Genomic DNA, 15368 nt, shown 5'->3' with positions numbered 1-15368 from the left:
GTTGACCCGTGACACCGCCATTCAAACCGCAGCCGTTCAATACGATTCAGGCCGCTTCCTCAACGATCTGCGCCGCCGCGTGGCGTTTCGCACCGAGAGCCAGGAGCCGGAGAGCGGCGACCGTTTGCGCAGCTATCTGGACGAGGAGCTCACGCCGCTGCTCACCCAATGGGGTTTCACCTGCCGGGTCGTCGGGAATCCCGTCAAAGGCGCGGGCCCGTTCCTGATTGCCCATCGCCACGAAGACGATGCGCTGCCCACCGTGCTCAGCTACGGCCACGGCGACGTGGTGCGCGGCTACGACGCGCAGTGGCGCGCGGGCCTCACGCCGTGGGACGTGACCGTCGACGGCGAGCGCTGGTACGGCCGCGGCACCGCAGACAACAAAGGCCAGCACAGCATCAACCTCGCGGCACTCGGGGCCGTGCTCGACGCGCGCGGCGGCCGGCTCGGCTTCAACCTCAAGCTGCTGTTCGAAACGGGCGAGGAAGTCGGCTCGCCGGGCCTGCACGAACTGTGCATGCGGTTGCGCGACGAACTCACCGCCGACGTGCTGATCGCCTCCGACGGACCGCGCGTCAGTGCGCACCGCCCGACGATCTTTCTCGGCTCGCGCGGCCTCGTCAATTTCAAGCTCGAACTCACGCTGCGCGAAGGCGGCCATCACTCGGGCAACTGGGGCGGCCTGCTGCGCAATCCGGGCGTCGTGCTCGCGAACGCGATCGCCTCGATGGTCGACGCGCACGGAAAGATCCTCGTAGAAGGCCTGCGGCCGCCGGCGATTCCGGAAGCCGTGCGCCGCGCGCTCGCCGATATTCGCGTGGGCGGCAATCCGGGCGAGCCCGAGGTCGATCGCGACTACGGCGAGCCGGGCCTCACGCCAACCGAGCGCGTGTTCGGCTGGAACAATCTGGAAGTGCTCGCGTTCCGCACGGGCAACCCCGAGAAACCCGTGAACGCGATTCCGCCGCACGCTATCGCTTACATGCAGATCCGCTTCGTCGTGGGCACGAACTGGCAAAACCTCGAACACATCGTGCGCGCGCACCTCGACGAGCACGGCTTCGACATGATCGAACTCGAGGTGGAGCGCGGCGCGCCGGCCACGCGTGTCGATCCCGACAACGCCTGGGTGCAGTGGGCGCTGCGCTCGCTGCGCGAGACCACGGGAGCCGAGCCCGTGCTGCTGCCGAACCTGGGCGGCACGCTGCCCAACGACGTATTCTCCGAGGTGCTCGGCATGCCCACGCTCTGGGTACCGCATTCGTATCCAGGCTGCTCGCAGCACGCGCCGAACGAGCACCTGCTCGGGCCTGTCGTGCGCGACGGTCTGCGCATCATGGCTGGCCTCTTCTGGGACCTCGGCGCAAGAGAGGCCGGCGCGTCCAATCCCGCACCGCATCCGACAACGCTTGCATGAGGACGTCCCAATGAGCATCGATTCCCTACCCGCGCATCACAGCAGCGAGCCCTGGTCAGAGCCCGCTCAAAGCATTTCAGGCAAGAACGTCACACGGCTCATCCTCGCGACTTCGATAGGTAACGCGCTCGAATTCTATGACCTGCTAGCGTACGGCTACTTCGCCTCGACGCTCTCGAAACTCTTCTTCCCCGTTCACAACGCGACGATGTCGCTGCTGCTCACGCTCGGCACATTCGCGCTCTCGTACCTCGCGCGGCCGTTCGGCGCGCTCGTGCTCGGCTCATACAGCGACCGCAAGGGCCGCAAGGCGTCGCTCACGCTCTCCATTGCGATGATGACGATCGGCACCGGTATGGTCGCGCTGATGCCCACCTACGCGACGATTGGCATACTCGCGCCCATCGGCCTTTTTGCCTCGCGGCTTCTGCAAGGCTTTTCGGCGGGCGGCGAGTTCGGCAGTTCCACCGCCTTCCTGATCGAGCACGCGCCGCAGCGCAGCGGTTTCATGTCGAGCTGGCAGTTCTCGAGCCAGGGCGCGAGTACGCTGCTCGTCTCCTTGTTCGGTGCGGTGCTGACGGGCACGCTCACGCAGCCGCAGCTCGAAGGCTGGGGCTGGCGCATTCCCTTCTTCTTCGGTGTGCTGATTGGCCCCGTCGGTCTATATATCCGCAGACGCATGGACGAAACGCCCGAATTCGAGCGCATCGAAAAAGCCGAGTCGCCCGTGCGTGAGTTGTTCGCCACGCAGAAGGCTGGCGTGATTGCATCGATTGGCGTGCTGATCCTGACGACGTCGGCCCAATACGTGCTCCTCTACATGCCGACCTATGCTGCGCGACAGCTCGGCCTCGCGCCTTCGTCGGGCTTTATCGCCACGCTCGTGGCCGGCCTGATCGCCATCGTGCTCACGCCGATCGTGGGCCACTGGTCGGACAAAGTGGGCCGCACGCGCATCATGTTCGTGGCGGGCGTGCTGTTCCTGCTCACCGTCTATCCTGCGTTCATGTTCGTCAACACCCATCCTTCGCTGACCACGCTACTGGCCGCCGTGGTCTGGATCGCGGTGCTGAAAGTCACCTATTTCGCCTCGATTCCGGCGCTCATGGCCAGCTTCTTCCCCACGCGCACGCGCACCACGGGCATGGCGCTCGCCTACAACGTCGGCACGACCGTGTTCGGCGGCTTCACGCCGCTGGTCGTGGCCGCGCTCATTGCGGCGACGGGCAACAATCTCGCGCCGGGGCTCTGGCTGATGTTCGCGGCCTTGTTGAGCCTCGCTACGCTGATCTGGGCGAGCGTACGCCTCGACGCCCGTTGAAACAGCACCGTACAAGAACACCAACAGGAAACACGCACGTATGCAACACGATTTGCCGCAGGAAGTTCAGGACGCCATTCAGTTTTCCGTCGATCACGAATCGGCATGGGACCGTAACGCCGACGGCAACTTCGGCGTGCACGTGAACGACCCGCCGCCGTGGAACCGCTTGCTGGGCCCCATTCACGATCGCGGCCCGGTGTCCGGCGCTGTCGCCGTGAACGGACGCCCGCTCGCGCAATGGGGCGCGCCCGATCGGCCCGATCTGACCTTCAGCATCGCGAAGACGTATCTGGCGCTGCTCGCCGGCGTGGCGCACGACCGCGGCCTGCTGCCCGATCCCGACGAGCCCGTCCACGTGCGCGTGCCCGGCATCGGCTTCGACGATGACCACAATGCGCGGGTCACGTGGACGCATCTGCTGCAACAGACGAGCGAATGGCAAGGCAAGTGCTTCGGCCTTTCCGATCAAGCCGATCACTATCGCGCCGTCACGTTCGGCGAGCCGCCCGACGGGAAAAAGGGCGACTTGCGCCCGTTGCGTGCGCCCGGCACGTATTGGGAATACAACGACGTGCGCATCAATCAGCTTTCGTTCGCGCTCCTGCGTCTGTTCGGTCGTTCGTTACCCGAAGTATTTCGCGAGACGATCATGAGGCCCGTTGGCGCGAGCGAGAACTGGCAATGGGTCGGTTACGACGACGCGTGGATCGACCAGGGCGGCAGACGCGTGCAGTCGGTGCCGGGCGGCTCGCATTGGGGCGGCGGCATGTCGGTAAGCGCAAACGACCAGTTGAAGGTCGCGCAAATGCTGCTCGACGATGGCTTAGCTTCGGGCCACCGAGTGCTGTCGAGCGAATGGATCGCGCGCATGCGCACGCCCTGCCCGCTCGCGCCGTTCTACGGCTCGCTGGTCTGGCTCAACACGGGGCGGCGCATGTTCCCGGACCTGCCCGAGTCGAGCTGGTTTGGCGTTGGCGCGGGCAGTTCGTTCATGTGGATCGAGCCCGAGCGCAAGATCGCGCTCATCGTGCGCTGGCTCGATTCACAATTCGCCGATGCGTTCTTCGGCAAGATGTTGCACGCCGTGGATGCCGTATGCGCACGCCAGGGCGCGAGCACGCCAGCGAGCTAGCTCATCGCCATTTCCAGCACCCTCGCCACGTGCAGCGCCGTGGCGTTTGCGCCGTCGTGGATCTGGTGGCGGCAACTCGTGCCATCCGCCACGATGAGATCGGCGCGATCCGCCTGGCGCACGGCGGGCAACAGCGAAAGCTCGGCCATCGCCATCGAGGCTTCGTAGTGCTCCGCTTCGTAGCCGAAGCTGCCCGCCATCCCGCAGCATGACGATTCGATCGGCTTCACCTCGAGGCCCGGAATCCAGCCCAGCACCGTGAGCACGGGACGGAAGGCGTCGAACGCTTTCTGGTGACAGTGGCCGTGCACCCACGCGCGCGGCGCGTCGAGTCCGTGCAATGCCAGATCGAACCGGCCAGCGCCTTTCTCGCGCACGAGGAATTCCTCGAACAGGAACGCCGCGGCCGACAGCTTGCGCGCTTCGTGGCCGTAGCCGTATTGCAGGAATTCGTCACGCATCGAGAGCAGGCACGAAGGTTCGAGCCCGACGATCGAAACGCCGCGCGCCACGAACGGCATGAGCGTATCGAGCAGGCGCCGCGCCTCGCGCTTCGCCTCGTCCACCAGTCCCGCTGCGAGGAACGTGCGGCCGCAGCATAGCGGGCGTTCTTCGCCGCGCACATTGAAGTGCACGAAATAGCCGGCCGCTTCGAGCACCCGCTTCGCGGCGCGGGCGTTTTCAGGCTCAAAGTTGTCGTTGAAGGTGTCGACGAACAGCACCACTTCTTTCGTTGCCGCTGCTGCGTCCGGCTTAGCGGCCGCAACCCCCGCAAGGAACGAAGGCCGGAACTGCGGCAACGAGCGTTGCGGCGCGATGCCCAGCACGCGCTTCGCCCACGCGGAGACCACGGGGATGCGCTCGCCCGCCGCCGCCAGGCCGCCGGCTTGCGCCGCGCGACGCGCATAGCGCGGCAAAAACGCAATCATCTTCTCGCGCAGCTTCAGGCCGTGCTTCGTGTTCCAGGCCGCGCGCGCCTCGATCTTCAGCTTCGCCATGTCCACGCCGGTCGGACAGTCGCGCTTGCAGCCCTTGCACGATACGCACAGGTCAAGCGTGTCCTTGACGTCGTCGCTCGCGAGTCCGTCCTCGCCCAGCTGCCCCGAAATCGCGAGCCGCAACGTATTCGCGCGGCCACGCGTCACGTGCTTCTCGTCTTTCGTCACGCGGTAGCTCGGGCACATCGTACCCGCGTCGAACTTGCGGCAGTGGCCGTTGTTGTTGCACATCTCCACGGCTTTCGCGAGGCCGCCGGACAGGTCGTCGCCGCTGCTGGGGGGCGTTTCCACACCCGTTAGCGGATCGCGGCCCACGTCCCACGCCGACCAGTCGAGCCTCGGTCGCATCTGGCGCTCGCGATAGCCCGGCGCGAAGCGGAACAGCTTCGCGTCGTCCATCTTCGGCGGCCGCACGATCTTGTCGGGATTGAAGCGGTTCTCGGGGTCGAACAGCTGCTTGATTTCCGAGAATGCGGCGTTGATCTTCGGTCCGTACTGCCAGGCAATCCATTCGCCGCGGCACAGACCGTCGCCATGCTCGCCCGAAAACGCACCCTTGTACTCGCGCACCAGTTCCGCTGCCTGCTCCCCTATCGCGCGCATTTTCAGCGCGCCGTCGCGGCGCATGTCGAGTATCGGCCGCACGTGCAGCGTGCCGACGCTCGCGTGCGCGTACCACGTGCCTTCGGTGCCATGCTGATGGAAGATGTCGGTCAGGCGGCTCGTATACTCCGCGAGATGTTCGAGCGGCACGGCGCAGTCCTCGATGAACGAGACGGGCTTGCCGTCGCCCTTCATGCTCATCATGATGTTCAGGCCTGCCTTGCGCACTTCCCATAGCGCCTTTTGCTCGTTCGCATCGGTCATCTTCACGACCGAATCCGGCAGGCCGTGGTCGCCCATCAGTTCGACCAGCTCTTCCAAACGGCGCACCTGGGCGTCGCGCTCGTCGCCCGCGAACTCCACCAGCAGGATCGCATCGGGCCTGCCCACCAGCGCCTTCTCGATCACCGGCTTGAAGCCCGGATTGCCGAGCGCGAGTTCGATCATCGTGCGATCGACCAGCTCGACCGCAGTCGGCTTGAGCTTGACGATGTGCTGCGCCGAGTCCATCGCCTGCCGAAACGTGGGAAAGCTCACCACGCCCAGCGTTTTGTGCGCGGGCAGCGGCGCGAGCTTCAGCGTGATCTGCCGGCTAAATGCGAGCGTGCCTTCGGAGCCCACGAGCAGATGCGCGAGATTCGCCACGCCGTCGTCGGTATAAGCGAGCGGGTTCTGGCAGTCGAACAGGTCGATGTTGTAGCCGGCCACACGGCGCAGCACCTTCGGCATGCGTTCGGCAATCTCGCCGCGCTCGCGCGTAGCGATGCGCTGTACGCCTTCGAGCAGCGCCGCCAGCCGCGCGCCTTCGTGCGGCAGGTTCAGCGACTGGAAGCGCGCTTCGCTGCCGTCCGCGAGAATCGCGTCGATGCCGAGCACGTTGTGCACCATGTTGCCGTATTCGATCGAACGCGAGCCGCACGAGTTGTTGCCCGCCATGCCGCCGATCGTGCACTGCGCGGCCGTCGAGACATCCACGGGAAACCACAATCCGTGCGGCTTGAGCCATGCGTTCAGATGATCGAGCACGACGCCCGGCTCGACCGTCACCGTGCTCGCAGCGGCGTCGAAATCGACGATGTTGTTGAGCCACTTCGACGTGTCGATCACGAGCGCTTCGGCCACCGTCTGCCCGCACTGGCTCGTACCCGCGCCGCGCGCCAGCACGGGGGCATGCTCGAGGCGCGCCACTTCCAGCGCGGCGCGCAAATCGTCCTGATCGCGCGGCACGACCACGCCGATGGGCATGATCTGATAGATCGAGGCGTCGGTCGCGTAACGGCCGCGGCTCGCGGCGTCGAAAAACACGTCGCCGCGCAGGGCTTCACGCAGGCGCCGCGCGAGCGGCGAGCCGTGGCCCGCGCTCGAGGGAACAAGATGAACCGGCTTGACCAGCATGCCCGAAGTGCGTGCGCCTTCCATCGCCGTTCACACTCCCTGATGAGAACCTGCGGGTTCGTCGGCCTTCTTGCCCAGCTCGAAGCGGCTGTCCGGCTGCATGCGGAACGCGAGAATCACGCCGCACCCCATCAGTATCATGCTGCCCACGAACGGCAGGTCCCAGTTGCCGAAGCGGTCGATCAGAAAGCCGCCCGCCACGGGCGAGATGATCGCAGCCAGCGCCGAGCCCGTGTTCATCATGCCGCTCGCCGTGCCCGAGAACTCCGGGGCGATATCCATGGGAATCGCCCACATCGGCCCGATCGTCATTTCGGCGAAGAAGAAACCCGCCGCGAGGCAGGCCATGGAAATGACGGGATCGTGCACGAACATCAGCGGCACGAGCACGATCAGCGTGATCAGCATGCACACGGAGACCATCCAGCTGCGCGCGCGCTTGAGGTTGCCCGTGCGCTGAAAGAGCCAGTCGGTCACGAGGCCGCCGAGCGTGTCGCCCACCACGCCCGCAAGGAACACCACGGAGGCGAAGATCGCCGACTTGCCCAACTGGAGGTGATAGTTGTGCAGGAAGTATTGCGGAATCCAGCTAAGGAAAAGCCACAGCGTCCAGCCGTAGCAGAAGTAGACGATCGTCACCGGAAGCATGCGCCTGAAGAGCGCCATCCACGGCAGGCCTGTTACGCGTGGCTTGGGCGGCGGCAGGATCGCGAGTTCGGCCTCGGTGATGCGCGGGTGATCCTTCGGGTGTTCGGTGAACGTGAACGCCCACACCACCACCCACAGCAAGCTGAGCGCGCCGCAAACATAGAACGATTCGCGCCAGCCGTAGCGCGCCATCACCAGCACGACCACCGCGGGCGCCACCGCATTGCCGATGCGCGACGCGGAGTGCGTGATGCCCTGCGCGAAGCCGCGCCGCTCTTTGGCGACCCAGCGCGACATGGCCGAGGTCGAGGCGGGAAACGTCGCGCCCTCGCCGAAGCCGAGCAAGAGGCGCGCGGCGAGCAGCGTGACCAGGCCGCCCGCCATGCCCGTGAGAATCGTCGCCACACCCCACAACGCGCCGCAGAAAAGCAGCGTGCGGCGCGCGCCGAAGCGGTCGCTCACCCAGCCGCCGATGATCTGAAACAGCAGATACGGATACGCAAACGCCGAGAAGACCAGCCCCACCTCGGTATGCGATAGCTGGAACTCCTTGCCGAAGCCCGCCGCCGCCGTGCTCACGTTCACCCGGTCGAGGTAGGTGATGAAGTACATGACGCAGAGCATGATCAGCACGATGCTGCTCGCGCTCCTCAATCGATACCGTTTCATCGTCTGTCTCCGTTGCTGCTTCTATCGGCCGCATCGCCCTTCTCGAAGTGGCGTCCGGCATGGGAACGTCCTGGCATCACCTGGAATCGGCCTGGATGCCGCGCCCCGTGCGCGGCATGGGCAAAAGCGCTCGTTTCAGGCGGCTTTCAGCGACACCACGTTGGGTTGTGCCGCGAGATATTCCATCGCGGCGGGCAAGCCGCTGTCCTTCAAGGGCACGCCCGCCACGCGCAGGCCCATCTCGCAGCCGGCCAATGCCGCCAGCAGCGTGAGATCGTTGCAGTCGCCCAGATGCCCGATGCGGAACATGCGCCCCTTGACCTTGCCGAGGCCCGTGCCGAGCGAAAGATCGAAGCGCTCGTAGATGATCTTGCGCACCGCATCCGCATCCACGCCTTCGGGCACCATCACGCCCGTGAGCACGGGACTGTAGACGGCGGGATCGGCGCACTGGATCTCGAGGCCCCATGCGCGCACCGCGCGCCGGCACGCCTCGCCCAGCCGCTGATGCCGCGCGAACACGTTGTCGAGACCTTCGTCCTGCAGCATGTCGAGCGCTTCGGAAAGGCCGTAGAGCAGGTTCGTGTTGGGCGTGTACGGCCAGTAGCCGCTCTTGTTCATCTCGATGATCTCGGCCCAGCCCCAGAAGCTGCGCGGCAGCTTTGCCTGCTCGCTCGCGGCCAGCGCCTTCGCCGAAACGGCGTTGAAGCTGATGCCCGGCGGCAGCATGAGACCCTTCTGCGAGCCGGAGACGGTCACGTCCACGCCCCATTCGTCGTGGCGATAGTCAGCGCTGGCGAGACCGGAAATCGTGTCCACGAGCAGCAGCGCCGGGTGCCCCGCGGCGTCGATCGCGCGGCGCACCGCGGCGATGTCCGAGGTCACGCCGGTCGAGGTCTCGTTATGCACGACGCAGACCGCCTTGATGGCGTGCTGCGCGTCCTCGCGCAGTCGCTTTTCGATCATGTCGGCCTGCACGCCGCGCCGCCAGCCCTCGATGCCGGGCAGGCCGAGAAATTCCGGCTTCAGGCCAAGGCGCTCGGCCATCTGCTTCCACAACGTCGCGAAATGGCCCGTCTCAAACATCAGCACCGTGTCGCCAGGGCTCAGCGTGTTGGTGAGCGCGGCTTCCCACGCGCCGGTGCCGGAGGCCGGGTAGATCACCACCGGCTGCTGCGTCTTGAAGATCTTCTTGATGCCTTCCAGCACCTTGAGCCCGAGCACGCCGAACTCGGGGCCGCGATGGTCGATGGTCGGATAGCTCATCGCATGCAGGATGCGATCGGGCACCGGGCTCGGCCCGGGAATCTGCAGGAAGTGGCGACCAGCGGGATGGAAATCGAGCTTCAACATGCAATCGCTCCTGTTTTGAATTTTGCATTCAAAAAACTATAATCCAGTCGACTCATGTGCAGACAGACAATTCTGACGTGGTTTACCCCAATCACAGCTTGCTTCTTTGGGGTCCTGTCCTTGGGCTAGAATTCGCTGGAAATCGATGGAAATGCCTTTTGCATGCAAAACCCGAACCTGAACCCCTCTGTCGTTAGCCCGGTAATTAGCCCGGAGCTGCCGCCTATTCCGCGCCCGCAACTCCATGACACCGTCGTCGACCATCTGCGACGGTTCATCGTGGAAGGCGTGCTCGAGGCTGGGCGCAAGCTCAACGAACGCGAGCTGTGCGAAACGCTGGGCATTTCGCGCACGCCGCTGCGCGAGGCGCTGAAGGTGCTCGCGTCCGAAGGGCTGATCGAGATTTCGCCGAACCGCGGCGCCTCGGTCTCGAAGATGTCGGAGGCGGAGCTGCGCGAGACCTTCGAACTCATGAGCGGGCTCGAAGCGTTTTCAGGCGAGCTGGCTTGCGAGCGGATCACCGCGGCCGAGATCGCCGAGATCAAGGCGCTGCACTACGCCATGCTCGCCTGCCGCGCGCAGAACGATCTGGCCGGTTACTACAGCCGCAATCAGGCGATTCACGACAAGATCAACGAAGCGGCGCGCAATTCGGCGCTGCGGCAAACGTATATCGCGGTGAATCGCCGTTTGCAGGCGCTGCGGTTTCGCTCGAACTTCGAAACGCCCAAGTGGGACCGCGCGATCCATGAACATGGCGAAATGCTGGAGGCGCTGGACGCGCGCGACGGCAAGCGGCTCGCGGCGATACTGCGGCAGCATTTGCTCGCCAAGCGCGATGCGGTGTTGCGGATTGGGGACACGCCGCCGGTGCAGGACGCTGGCAACTGATTCGCCGCGCGCGCAACGTCTGCCGACTACTTCGCCGCCGACTCCAGAAAACTCTGCGCAAGCTGCTTCCTCAGGTGATCGGCGGCTGGCGAGAGCCGGCGGCCCACGCGCGTGACCATCTGGCTCGAAAAGCCCGCCGCGATCGGATGATCGATCGGCACGGCCACCAACTCGCCCAGATCGATGCCACGGCGCGCCGTAATCGACGACATGAACGCCACGCCCAGCCCAGCGGCCGCGAGCGTCTGCGCCGTGTTGAACAGATCCACGCGGTAAGCCGGCATCACGTTCAGACGCGCGTCGTCGAACAGCGACTGCACGAAGTGCTGCACACCGAACGACTCGGTCATGAAGATCAGGCGCTCGCTGGCGAGTTCGGCGGGCGCCACCTTCTGCATCTTCGCAAAGCGGTGCGAGGGCGCGACGAGCGCACAGAGCGGCCGCGACGCGAACGGATGAATGCGCATGGCAGGGTCGTCGGAAGTGCGCGTGCACAGGCCGATATCGACGACGTCGTCGCGCACGAGCGAGAGCACGACCGGCGTCGGCCCCGAGCGGATCTCCACGAGAATGTCCGGGTACGTCATCGAAAAACGCTGCAGCGCCCGCGCGATCAGATTGCCGATGAAGCCCTCGCCCACGCCCAGCGCCACGCGACCGCGCCGCAGGTGCCGGTACTCCTCCAGGCGCGCGGCCAGATCGCGCTGGCGGCGCTGCCCATCGCGATAGTGGTCCACGAGCACCTGACCAATCTCGGTCACGGCCACGCTGCGCCCGCGCCGCTCGATCAGCGGAAAGCGCAGCCGCCGCTCCAGCGCCGCCACCTGCCGGCTGATCACCGACGCGTTGATGCCCAGCGCCTCGGCGGCCATGCGCACGCCGCCTGCCGCTGCGATTTCGGCCAGATAGCGCAGCGGCCGCTCGCCGATATCGTCGATTGCGCCGCGCGCTACATCTTCCCGATCTGCCTTTCCCCGCACTGCATCGCTCCTTTCGCGCGCGTTGTCTTGCTGCGCCGCGACAATCGACCGTTGACTTGAAGTCAACATTTTCGATGCTTTTCCGTCATGGGTCGAGTTTTTCGTCGATGCAATACTCGGCCTTTGGCTTGTGCCCAAAACCTATTCCAATAAAAGGAGTCCCCCGTGAGCGAGCACCACTACTGCGAAGTCGCCGACCTGGCCGAAGCCCGATCGGAACTCGACGAAATCCGTCATCACCTCCACAAGCACCCCGAGCTGTCGTACGAGGAAGCCGACACGTCGCGCTTCGTCGCCGACAAGCTCGAGTCCTGGGGCTACGACGTCACGCGCCACGTGGGCGGGCACGGCGTCGTGGCGGCGCTCAGGGCGGGCACGAGCACGCGCACCGTAGGCGTGCGCGCCGACATGGACGCCCTGCCGATCCAGGAGCTGACCGGTCTCGACTACGCAAGCGTCCACGCGGGCAAGATGCACGCGTGCGGCCACGACGGCCACACCACCGTGCTGCTCGGCGCGGCGCGCCAGCTCGCCAGAACACGCAATTTCGACGGCACCGTCCATCTGATCTTCCAGCCCGCCGAAGAGGCCGGTTCGGACAGCGGCGCCGAGCGCATGATCGCCGACGGCCTGTTCGAGCGCTTCCCCTGCGAAGCCATCTTCGGGCTGCACAACCATCCGGGCGTGCCCACCGGCACCTTCGGCTTTCGCGCCGGCCCGCTGATGGCCGCGTGCGACACCGTCAAGCTGCGCGTTCACGGCAAGGGCGGCCATGCGGCGCGCCCGCATCTGGCCGTCGACCCGGTGCTCGTGGGAAGCAGCATCGTGATGGCCCTGCAGTCGGTGGTGTCGCGCAACGTCGATCCCAACGAAGCCGCGGTCGTGACCGTCGGCGCGTTCCGTTCGGGCCACGCACCGAACGTGATTCCCGAGGACGCCGTGCTCGAAATGAGCGTGCGCTCGTTCTCGCCCGAAGTGCGCGCGACGCTCGAGGCGCGCATCCGCGCGCTCGTTCAAGCGCAGGCGCAAAGCTACGGCGCGACGGTGGACATCGAATTCATCCGCGGCTATCCCGTGCTGATCAACAGCGAAGCCGAAACCGAATTCGCACGTCAAGTCGCCGAGGAACTGGTCGGGCCGGAGCACATCATCGCGCCGTTCCCGCCGATCGCCGGCAGCGAGGACTTCGCGTACTACCTGCAGCAGCGGCCCGGTTGTTTCGTACGCCTTGGCAATGGCGACGGCCGGCCGATGCTGCACAACGCGCGCTACGACTTCAACGACGAGAACCTGACCATCGGCGCCGCGTTCTGGACGCGCCTCGTCGAACGCTTCCTCAGCAAGGACCGTGCATGAACGCCGCCACCAAACCGCTTCTGGAAGCGGCCGAAGAAGCGACGCTCTCACCTGGCTATCAGCGCAAGATCGTTCTCGCGGCGGTGATCGGCAACCTGCTCGAATTCTTCGACTTCACGGTCTATAGCTATTTCGCGCTCACGATCGGCCATCAGTTCTTTCCGGCCGACAGTCAGGTCACGTCGCTGCTGCTCGCGTTCGCGGTGTTCGCCGTGGGCTTCGTGATGCGCCCGCTCGGCGGCATCGTGCTCGGCCGCTACGCGGACCGCGCGGGCCGCAAGCCGGCGCTCACGCTCACCATCCTGCTGATGGCGGTGGGTTCCGCTTCCATCGGTCTTGCGCCCACCTATGCGCAGATCGGCCTGGCCGCGCCGCTCCTGATCGTCGTCGCCCGCCTCGTGCAGGGTTTCGCGCAAGGCGGCGAGTTCGGCGCGGCCACCGCCACCCTCCTCGAAATGGGCGGACAGGCGAGCCGCGGTTTTCGCGCGAGCTGGCAGCTCGCAAGCCAGGGCGCGGCAGCGCTGCTCGGCTCGGGCCTCGCGGCGAGCCTCGGCTTTCTGCTCTCCGCGGAAACGATGCATAGCTGGGGCTGGCGCATTCCGTTCTTGCTCGGCACACTCATTGCGCCCGTCGGCATCTATCTGCGCCGGCACATTCGCGAGGAGCCGCCGGCGCAGCGCGTGGTCGCGGACCGCGACGACCCGAAGCGCGGCCTGTACGTGCGTAACTGGTTTCTCACGATCTTCGCGATCATGGGCATGTCGGTTTCGACCTACGTGATGATGTACTACATGCCGACCTACTGCATTCAGTACCTGGGACTGCCGCCCAAGATGTCGATCCTCGCGGGCGTGGCGTCCAGCACGATCTCGCTCGTGATGTGCCCGATCTACGGCGCGTGGTCGGACCGCATGGGCCGCCGCAAGCCGCTCACGGTGATCGGTCGCGTCGCGCTGATCCTGCTGCTCTATCCGGCGTTCTGGCTCATGACGCACTTTCCGTCGCTGCCGGTCGTGCTCGCCGCGCTCGTCGTGCTCATGCTCTGCTATACGATGGGCTCCGCCCCCGCTTACGCGCTGATGCCGGAAAACTTTCCGAAGCATCTGCGCGCAGGCTATATGTCGAGCGCGTACGCGATTGCGGTGTCGGTGTTCGGCGGCACGGCTCAGCTCGTGGCCGGCTGGCTCATCCATGCGACGGGCAACAAGATGGCGCCCGCATGGTACATGATCGGCTGCGTGCTGATTTCGCTCATCGCCGTTTCGATGTTCGAGGAAACCGGCAACAAGGCGATTGACTGACTGGTCGATTGAAAAGCAGGTGGCCTTGAAAAAAGGGCAGCGAACGCAGATCGCGTCGGCCGCCCGTCACGCTACGTCCCCGATTATTCTTCAATATTTAGTTTAACTACATACCCGTCTCTACTGGCTCCCCTGCGAGCTACCGTTAGGTTGCGTGCTCATTCCGCCATTGCCGTAACCATTGTCGTTGTTATACGGCATGGTCTGGCGGGTTCCCGGTGCGGGCGCAGGCGCCGCGCCCGTCCCCGTTCCCTGGCCGCCGCCCTTCGCCGTGGTGCCGGGCGCGCCGTAGCCGCTGTTCTCATAGCGGGTGCCTGCGGTGCTGCCCGGCGGACGCGCCGTATTGATGCCCGCCGCGCCCGTCGTGCCGCCGCCCGCGCCTACGCCGTTGCTACCGCCGCTGGCTCCCCCGGCTCCTCCGCCGGCGCCGCCTGCGCTCTGCGCGAGCGCCGCTGCCGAACACGTTGCGATGACGACCCCAGCCAGCAACTGTTTGATCGATCCATTCATTTCGCTCTCCTTGAGTGTTGTGGATGGAACTGCTGCGTGGCGACCCGGTGGCGCGCCACGCCTGCCTCTTGTTCCGCAAGCGCCATGCCGCCGGCAAGTGGAGCCCGGCGGCGCGCCGTTTACGTTGATTCGCGTTCTCCGCGCCGCGTGGCATCCGCCTTGCTGCAATTGAGAATGGTTGCAAACGGTCTCAGACGGTCTCAATCGAGGAGGAAATCGCAATGGCCAACATGCTCGACAACTGCAAGGTCGCAATCCTTGCCATGGACGGATTCGAGGAAGTCGAACTTACCGAGCCGCGCCGCGCATTGAAGGAAGCGGGGGCGCAGGTGGACGTGATATCGCAGAAAAGCGGTGAAATTCAGGGCTTTCGTCACGTCGAAAAGGGCAGCAAGATCAAGGTGGACCGCACCTTCGGCAGCGCGAAGGCGGATGACTACGACGCGGTCGTGTTGCCCGGCGGGGTAGTGAACAGCGACGCGATCCGCCTGATTCCGGAAGCCCAGGCTTTCGTGCGGGCGGCCAACGACGCGCACAAGACCATTGCCGTCATCTGCCATGGAGGCTGGCTGCCTGTCTCGGCCGGTATCGTCAAGGGACACACCATGACGAGCTGGCCCTCACTGCAGGACGATATCCGCAATGCGGGCGGCAAGTGGGTCGACAAGACCATGGTCCACGACGGCAACTTCATCACGAGCCGCAAGCCCGACGATCTACCCGCCTTCAACGCGGAGATCATCTCCACGCTTTCGGCGGCGGCAGGCACGGCATGACAGCGCTGGCCG

The 15368-nt window shown here is 65.5% G+C and carries 12 protein-coding genes; 7 read left to right on the top strand and 5 right to left on the bottom strand.

Going from position 1 to position 15368, the window contains the following annotated elements; genetic code table 11:
* Position 1: 1 nt before the first annotated feature.
* Genes M3I56_RS15805 through M3I56_RS15795 form a run of 3 tightly spaced genes read left to right on the top strand, consistent with a single transcriptional unit; the run spans position 2 to position 3876 of the window.
* Positions 2-1420, top strand: coding sequence for a M20 family metallopeptidase (locus M3I56_RS15805; protein ID WP_254354783.1), 1419 nt, complete (start codon positions 2-4; stop codon positions 1418-1420).
* 10 nt (positions 1421-1430) lie between these two features.
* Positions 1431-2741, top strand: coding sequence for an MFS transporter (locus tag M3I56_RS15800; RefSeq protein ID WP_254354782.1), 1311 nt, complete (start codon positions 1431-1433; stop codon positions 2739-2741).
* A gap of 40 nt (positions 2742-2781) precedes the next feature.
* A complete protein-coding gene (locus tag M3I56_RS15795) occupies positions 2782-3876 on the top strand; it encodes a serine hydrolase (RefSeq protein ID WP_254354781.1) in 1095 nt (364 codons plus the stop codon).
* On the opposite strand, the gene M3I56_RS15790 is transcribed toward M3I56_RS15795, so the two are convergent.
* The 3 genes from M3I56_RS15790 to M3I56_RS15780 all read right to left on the bottom strand — a co-directional run bounded on the left by M3I56_RS15790 (position 3873) and on the right by M3I56_RS15780 (position 9542).
* Complete coding sequence (locus M3I56_RS15790; RefSeq protein WP_254354780.1) at positions 3873-6896, bottom strand: FAD-binding and (Fe-S)-binding domain-containing protein; 3024 nt, start codon at positions 6894-6896, stop codon at positions 3873-3875. The genes M3I56_RS15795 and M3I56_RS15790 overlap by 4 nt on opposite strands.
* A gap of 6 nt (positions 6897-6902) precedes the next feature.
* Positions 6903-8189 carry an MFS transporter gene (locus M3I56_RS15785; RefSeq protein ID WP_254354779.1) on the bottom strand — a complete coding sequence of 429 codons (1287 nt, stop codon included), beginning with the start codon at positions 8187-8189 and terminating at the stop codon, positions 6903-6905.
* A gap of 135 nt (positions 8190-8324) precedes the next feature.
* Positions 8325-9542 (bottom strand): alanine--glyoxylate aminotransferase family protein, encoded by a 1218-nt coding sequence (locus M3I56_RS15780; RefSeq protein WP_254354778.1) that lies wholly within the window; start codon positions 9540-9542, stop codon positions 8325-8327.
* 162 nt (positions 9543-9704) lie between these two features.
* Here M3I56_RS15780 and M3I56_RS15775 point away from each other — a divergent pair, with 162 nt between their 5' ends.
* On the top strand, positions 9705-10433 hold the full coding sequence (locus M3I56_RS15775) for a GntR family transcriptional regulator (RefSeq protein WP_028206812.1): 729 nt from the start codon (positions 9705-9707) through the stop codon (positions 10431-10433).
* Between the two features lie 26 nt (positions 10434-10459).
* Here M3I56_RS15775 and M3I56_RS15770 read toward each other — a convergent pair whose 3' ends face one another.
* Positions 10460-11413 carry a LysR family transcriptional regulator gene (locus tag M3I56_RS15770; protein ID WP_254354777.1) on the bottom strand — a complete coding sequence of 318 codons (954 nt, stop codon included), beginning with the start codon at positions 11411-11413 and terminating at the stop codon, positions 10460-10462.
* A 165-nt stretch (positions 11414-11578) separates the two neighbouring features.
* Between M3I56_RS15770 and M3I56_RS15765 the strand changes: the two genes are divergently transcribed.
* Together M3I56_RS15765 and M3I56_RS15760 are read left to right on the top strand one after the other, a co-directional pair.
* On the top strand, positions 11579-12769 hold the full coding sequence (locus M3I56_RS15765) for a M20 aminoacylase family protein (RefSeq protein WP_254354776.1): 1191 nt from the start codon (positions 11579-11581) through the stop codon (positions 12767-12769).
* Positions 12766-14070, top strand: coding sequence for an MFS transporter (locus M3I56_RS15760; RefSeq protein ID WP_254354775.1), 1305 nt, complete (start codon positions 12766-12768; stop codon positions 14068-14070). The genes M3I56_RS15765 and M3I56_RS15760 overlap by 4 nt, the downstream gene beginning before the upstream one ends.
* Before the next feature lie 120 nt (positions 14071-14190).
* On the opposite strand, the gene M3I56_RS15755 is transcribed toward M3I56_RS15760, so the two are convergent.
* Positions 14191-14580 (bottom strand): hypothetical protein, encoded by a 390-nt coding sequence (locus M3I56_RS15755; RefSeq protein WP_254354774.1) that lies wholly within the window; start codon positions 14578-14580, stop codon positions 14191-14193.
* A gap of 221 nt (positions 14581-14801) precedes the next feature.
* Between M3I56_RS15755 and M3I56_RS15750 the strand changes: the two genes are divergently transcribed.
* Positions 14802-15356 (top strand): type 1 glutamine amidotransferase domain-containing protein, encoded by a 555-nt coding sequence (locus M3I56_RS15750; RefSeq protein ID WP_254354773.1) that lies wholly within the window; start codon positions 14802-14804, stop codon positions 15354-15356.
* The last annotated feature ends 12 nt before the right edge of the window (positions 15357-15368 follow it).

The organism is Paraburkholderia sp. CNPSo 3281 (genome assembly GCF_024206515.1).
Classification (GTDB): domain Bacteria; phylum Pseudomonadota; class Gammaproteobacteria; order Burkholderiales; family Burkholderiaceae; genus Paraburkholderia; species Paraburkholderia nodosa.
Note: the sequence above shows the minus strand (reverse complement) of the source record. Positions and strands in the feature narration are given on the sequence as shown.

Excerpts from the sequence above, each read along its gene's own strand:
- M3I56_RS15780 (WP_254354778.1), bottom strand. The coding sequence starts at position 9,542 with ATGTTGAAGCTCGATTTCCATCCCGCTGGTCGCCACTTCCTGCAGATT.
- M3I56_RS15790 (WP_254354780.1), bottom strand. The coding sequence starts at position 6,896 with ATGGAAGGCGCACGCACTTCGGGCATGCTGGTCAAGCCGGTTCATCTT.
- M3I56_RS15755 (WP_254354774.1), bottom strand. The coding sequence starts at position 14,580 with ATGAATGGATCGATCAAACAGTTGCTGGCTGGGGTCGTCATCGCAACG.
- M3I56_RS15800 (WP_254354782.1), top strand. The coding sequence starts at position 1,431 with ATGAGCATCGATTCCCTACCCGCGCATCACAGCAGCGAGCCCTGGTCA.
- M3I56_RS15750 (WP_254354773.1), top strand. The coding sequence starts at position 14,802 with ATGGCCAACATGCTCGACAACTGCAAGGTCGCAATCCTTGCCATGGAC.
- M3I56_RS15760 (WP_254354775.1), top strand. The coding sequence starts at position 12,766 with ATGAACGCCGCCACCAAACCGCTTCTGGAAGCGGCCGAAGAAGCGACG.
- M3I56_RS15795 (WP_254354781.1), top strand. The coding sequence starts at position 2,782 with ATGCAACACGATTTGCCGCAGGAAGTTCAGGACGCCATTCAGTTTTCC.
- M3I56_RS15785 (WP_254354779.1), bottom strand. The coding sequence starts at position 8,189 with ATGAAACGGTATCGATTGAGGAGCGCGAGCAGCATCGTGCTGATCATG.
- M3I56_RS15775 (WP_028206812.1), top strand. The coding sequence starts at position 9,705 with ATGCAAAACCCGAACCTGAACCCCTCTGTCGTTAGCCCGGTAATTAGC.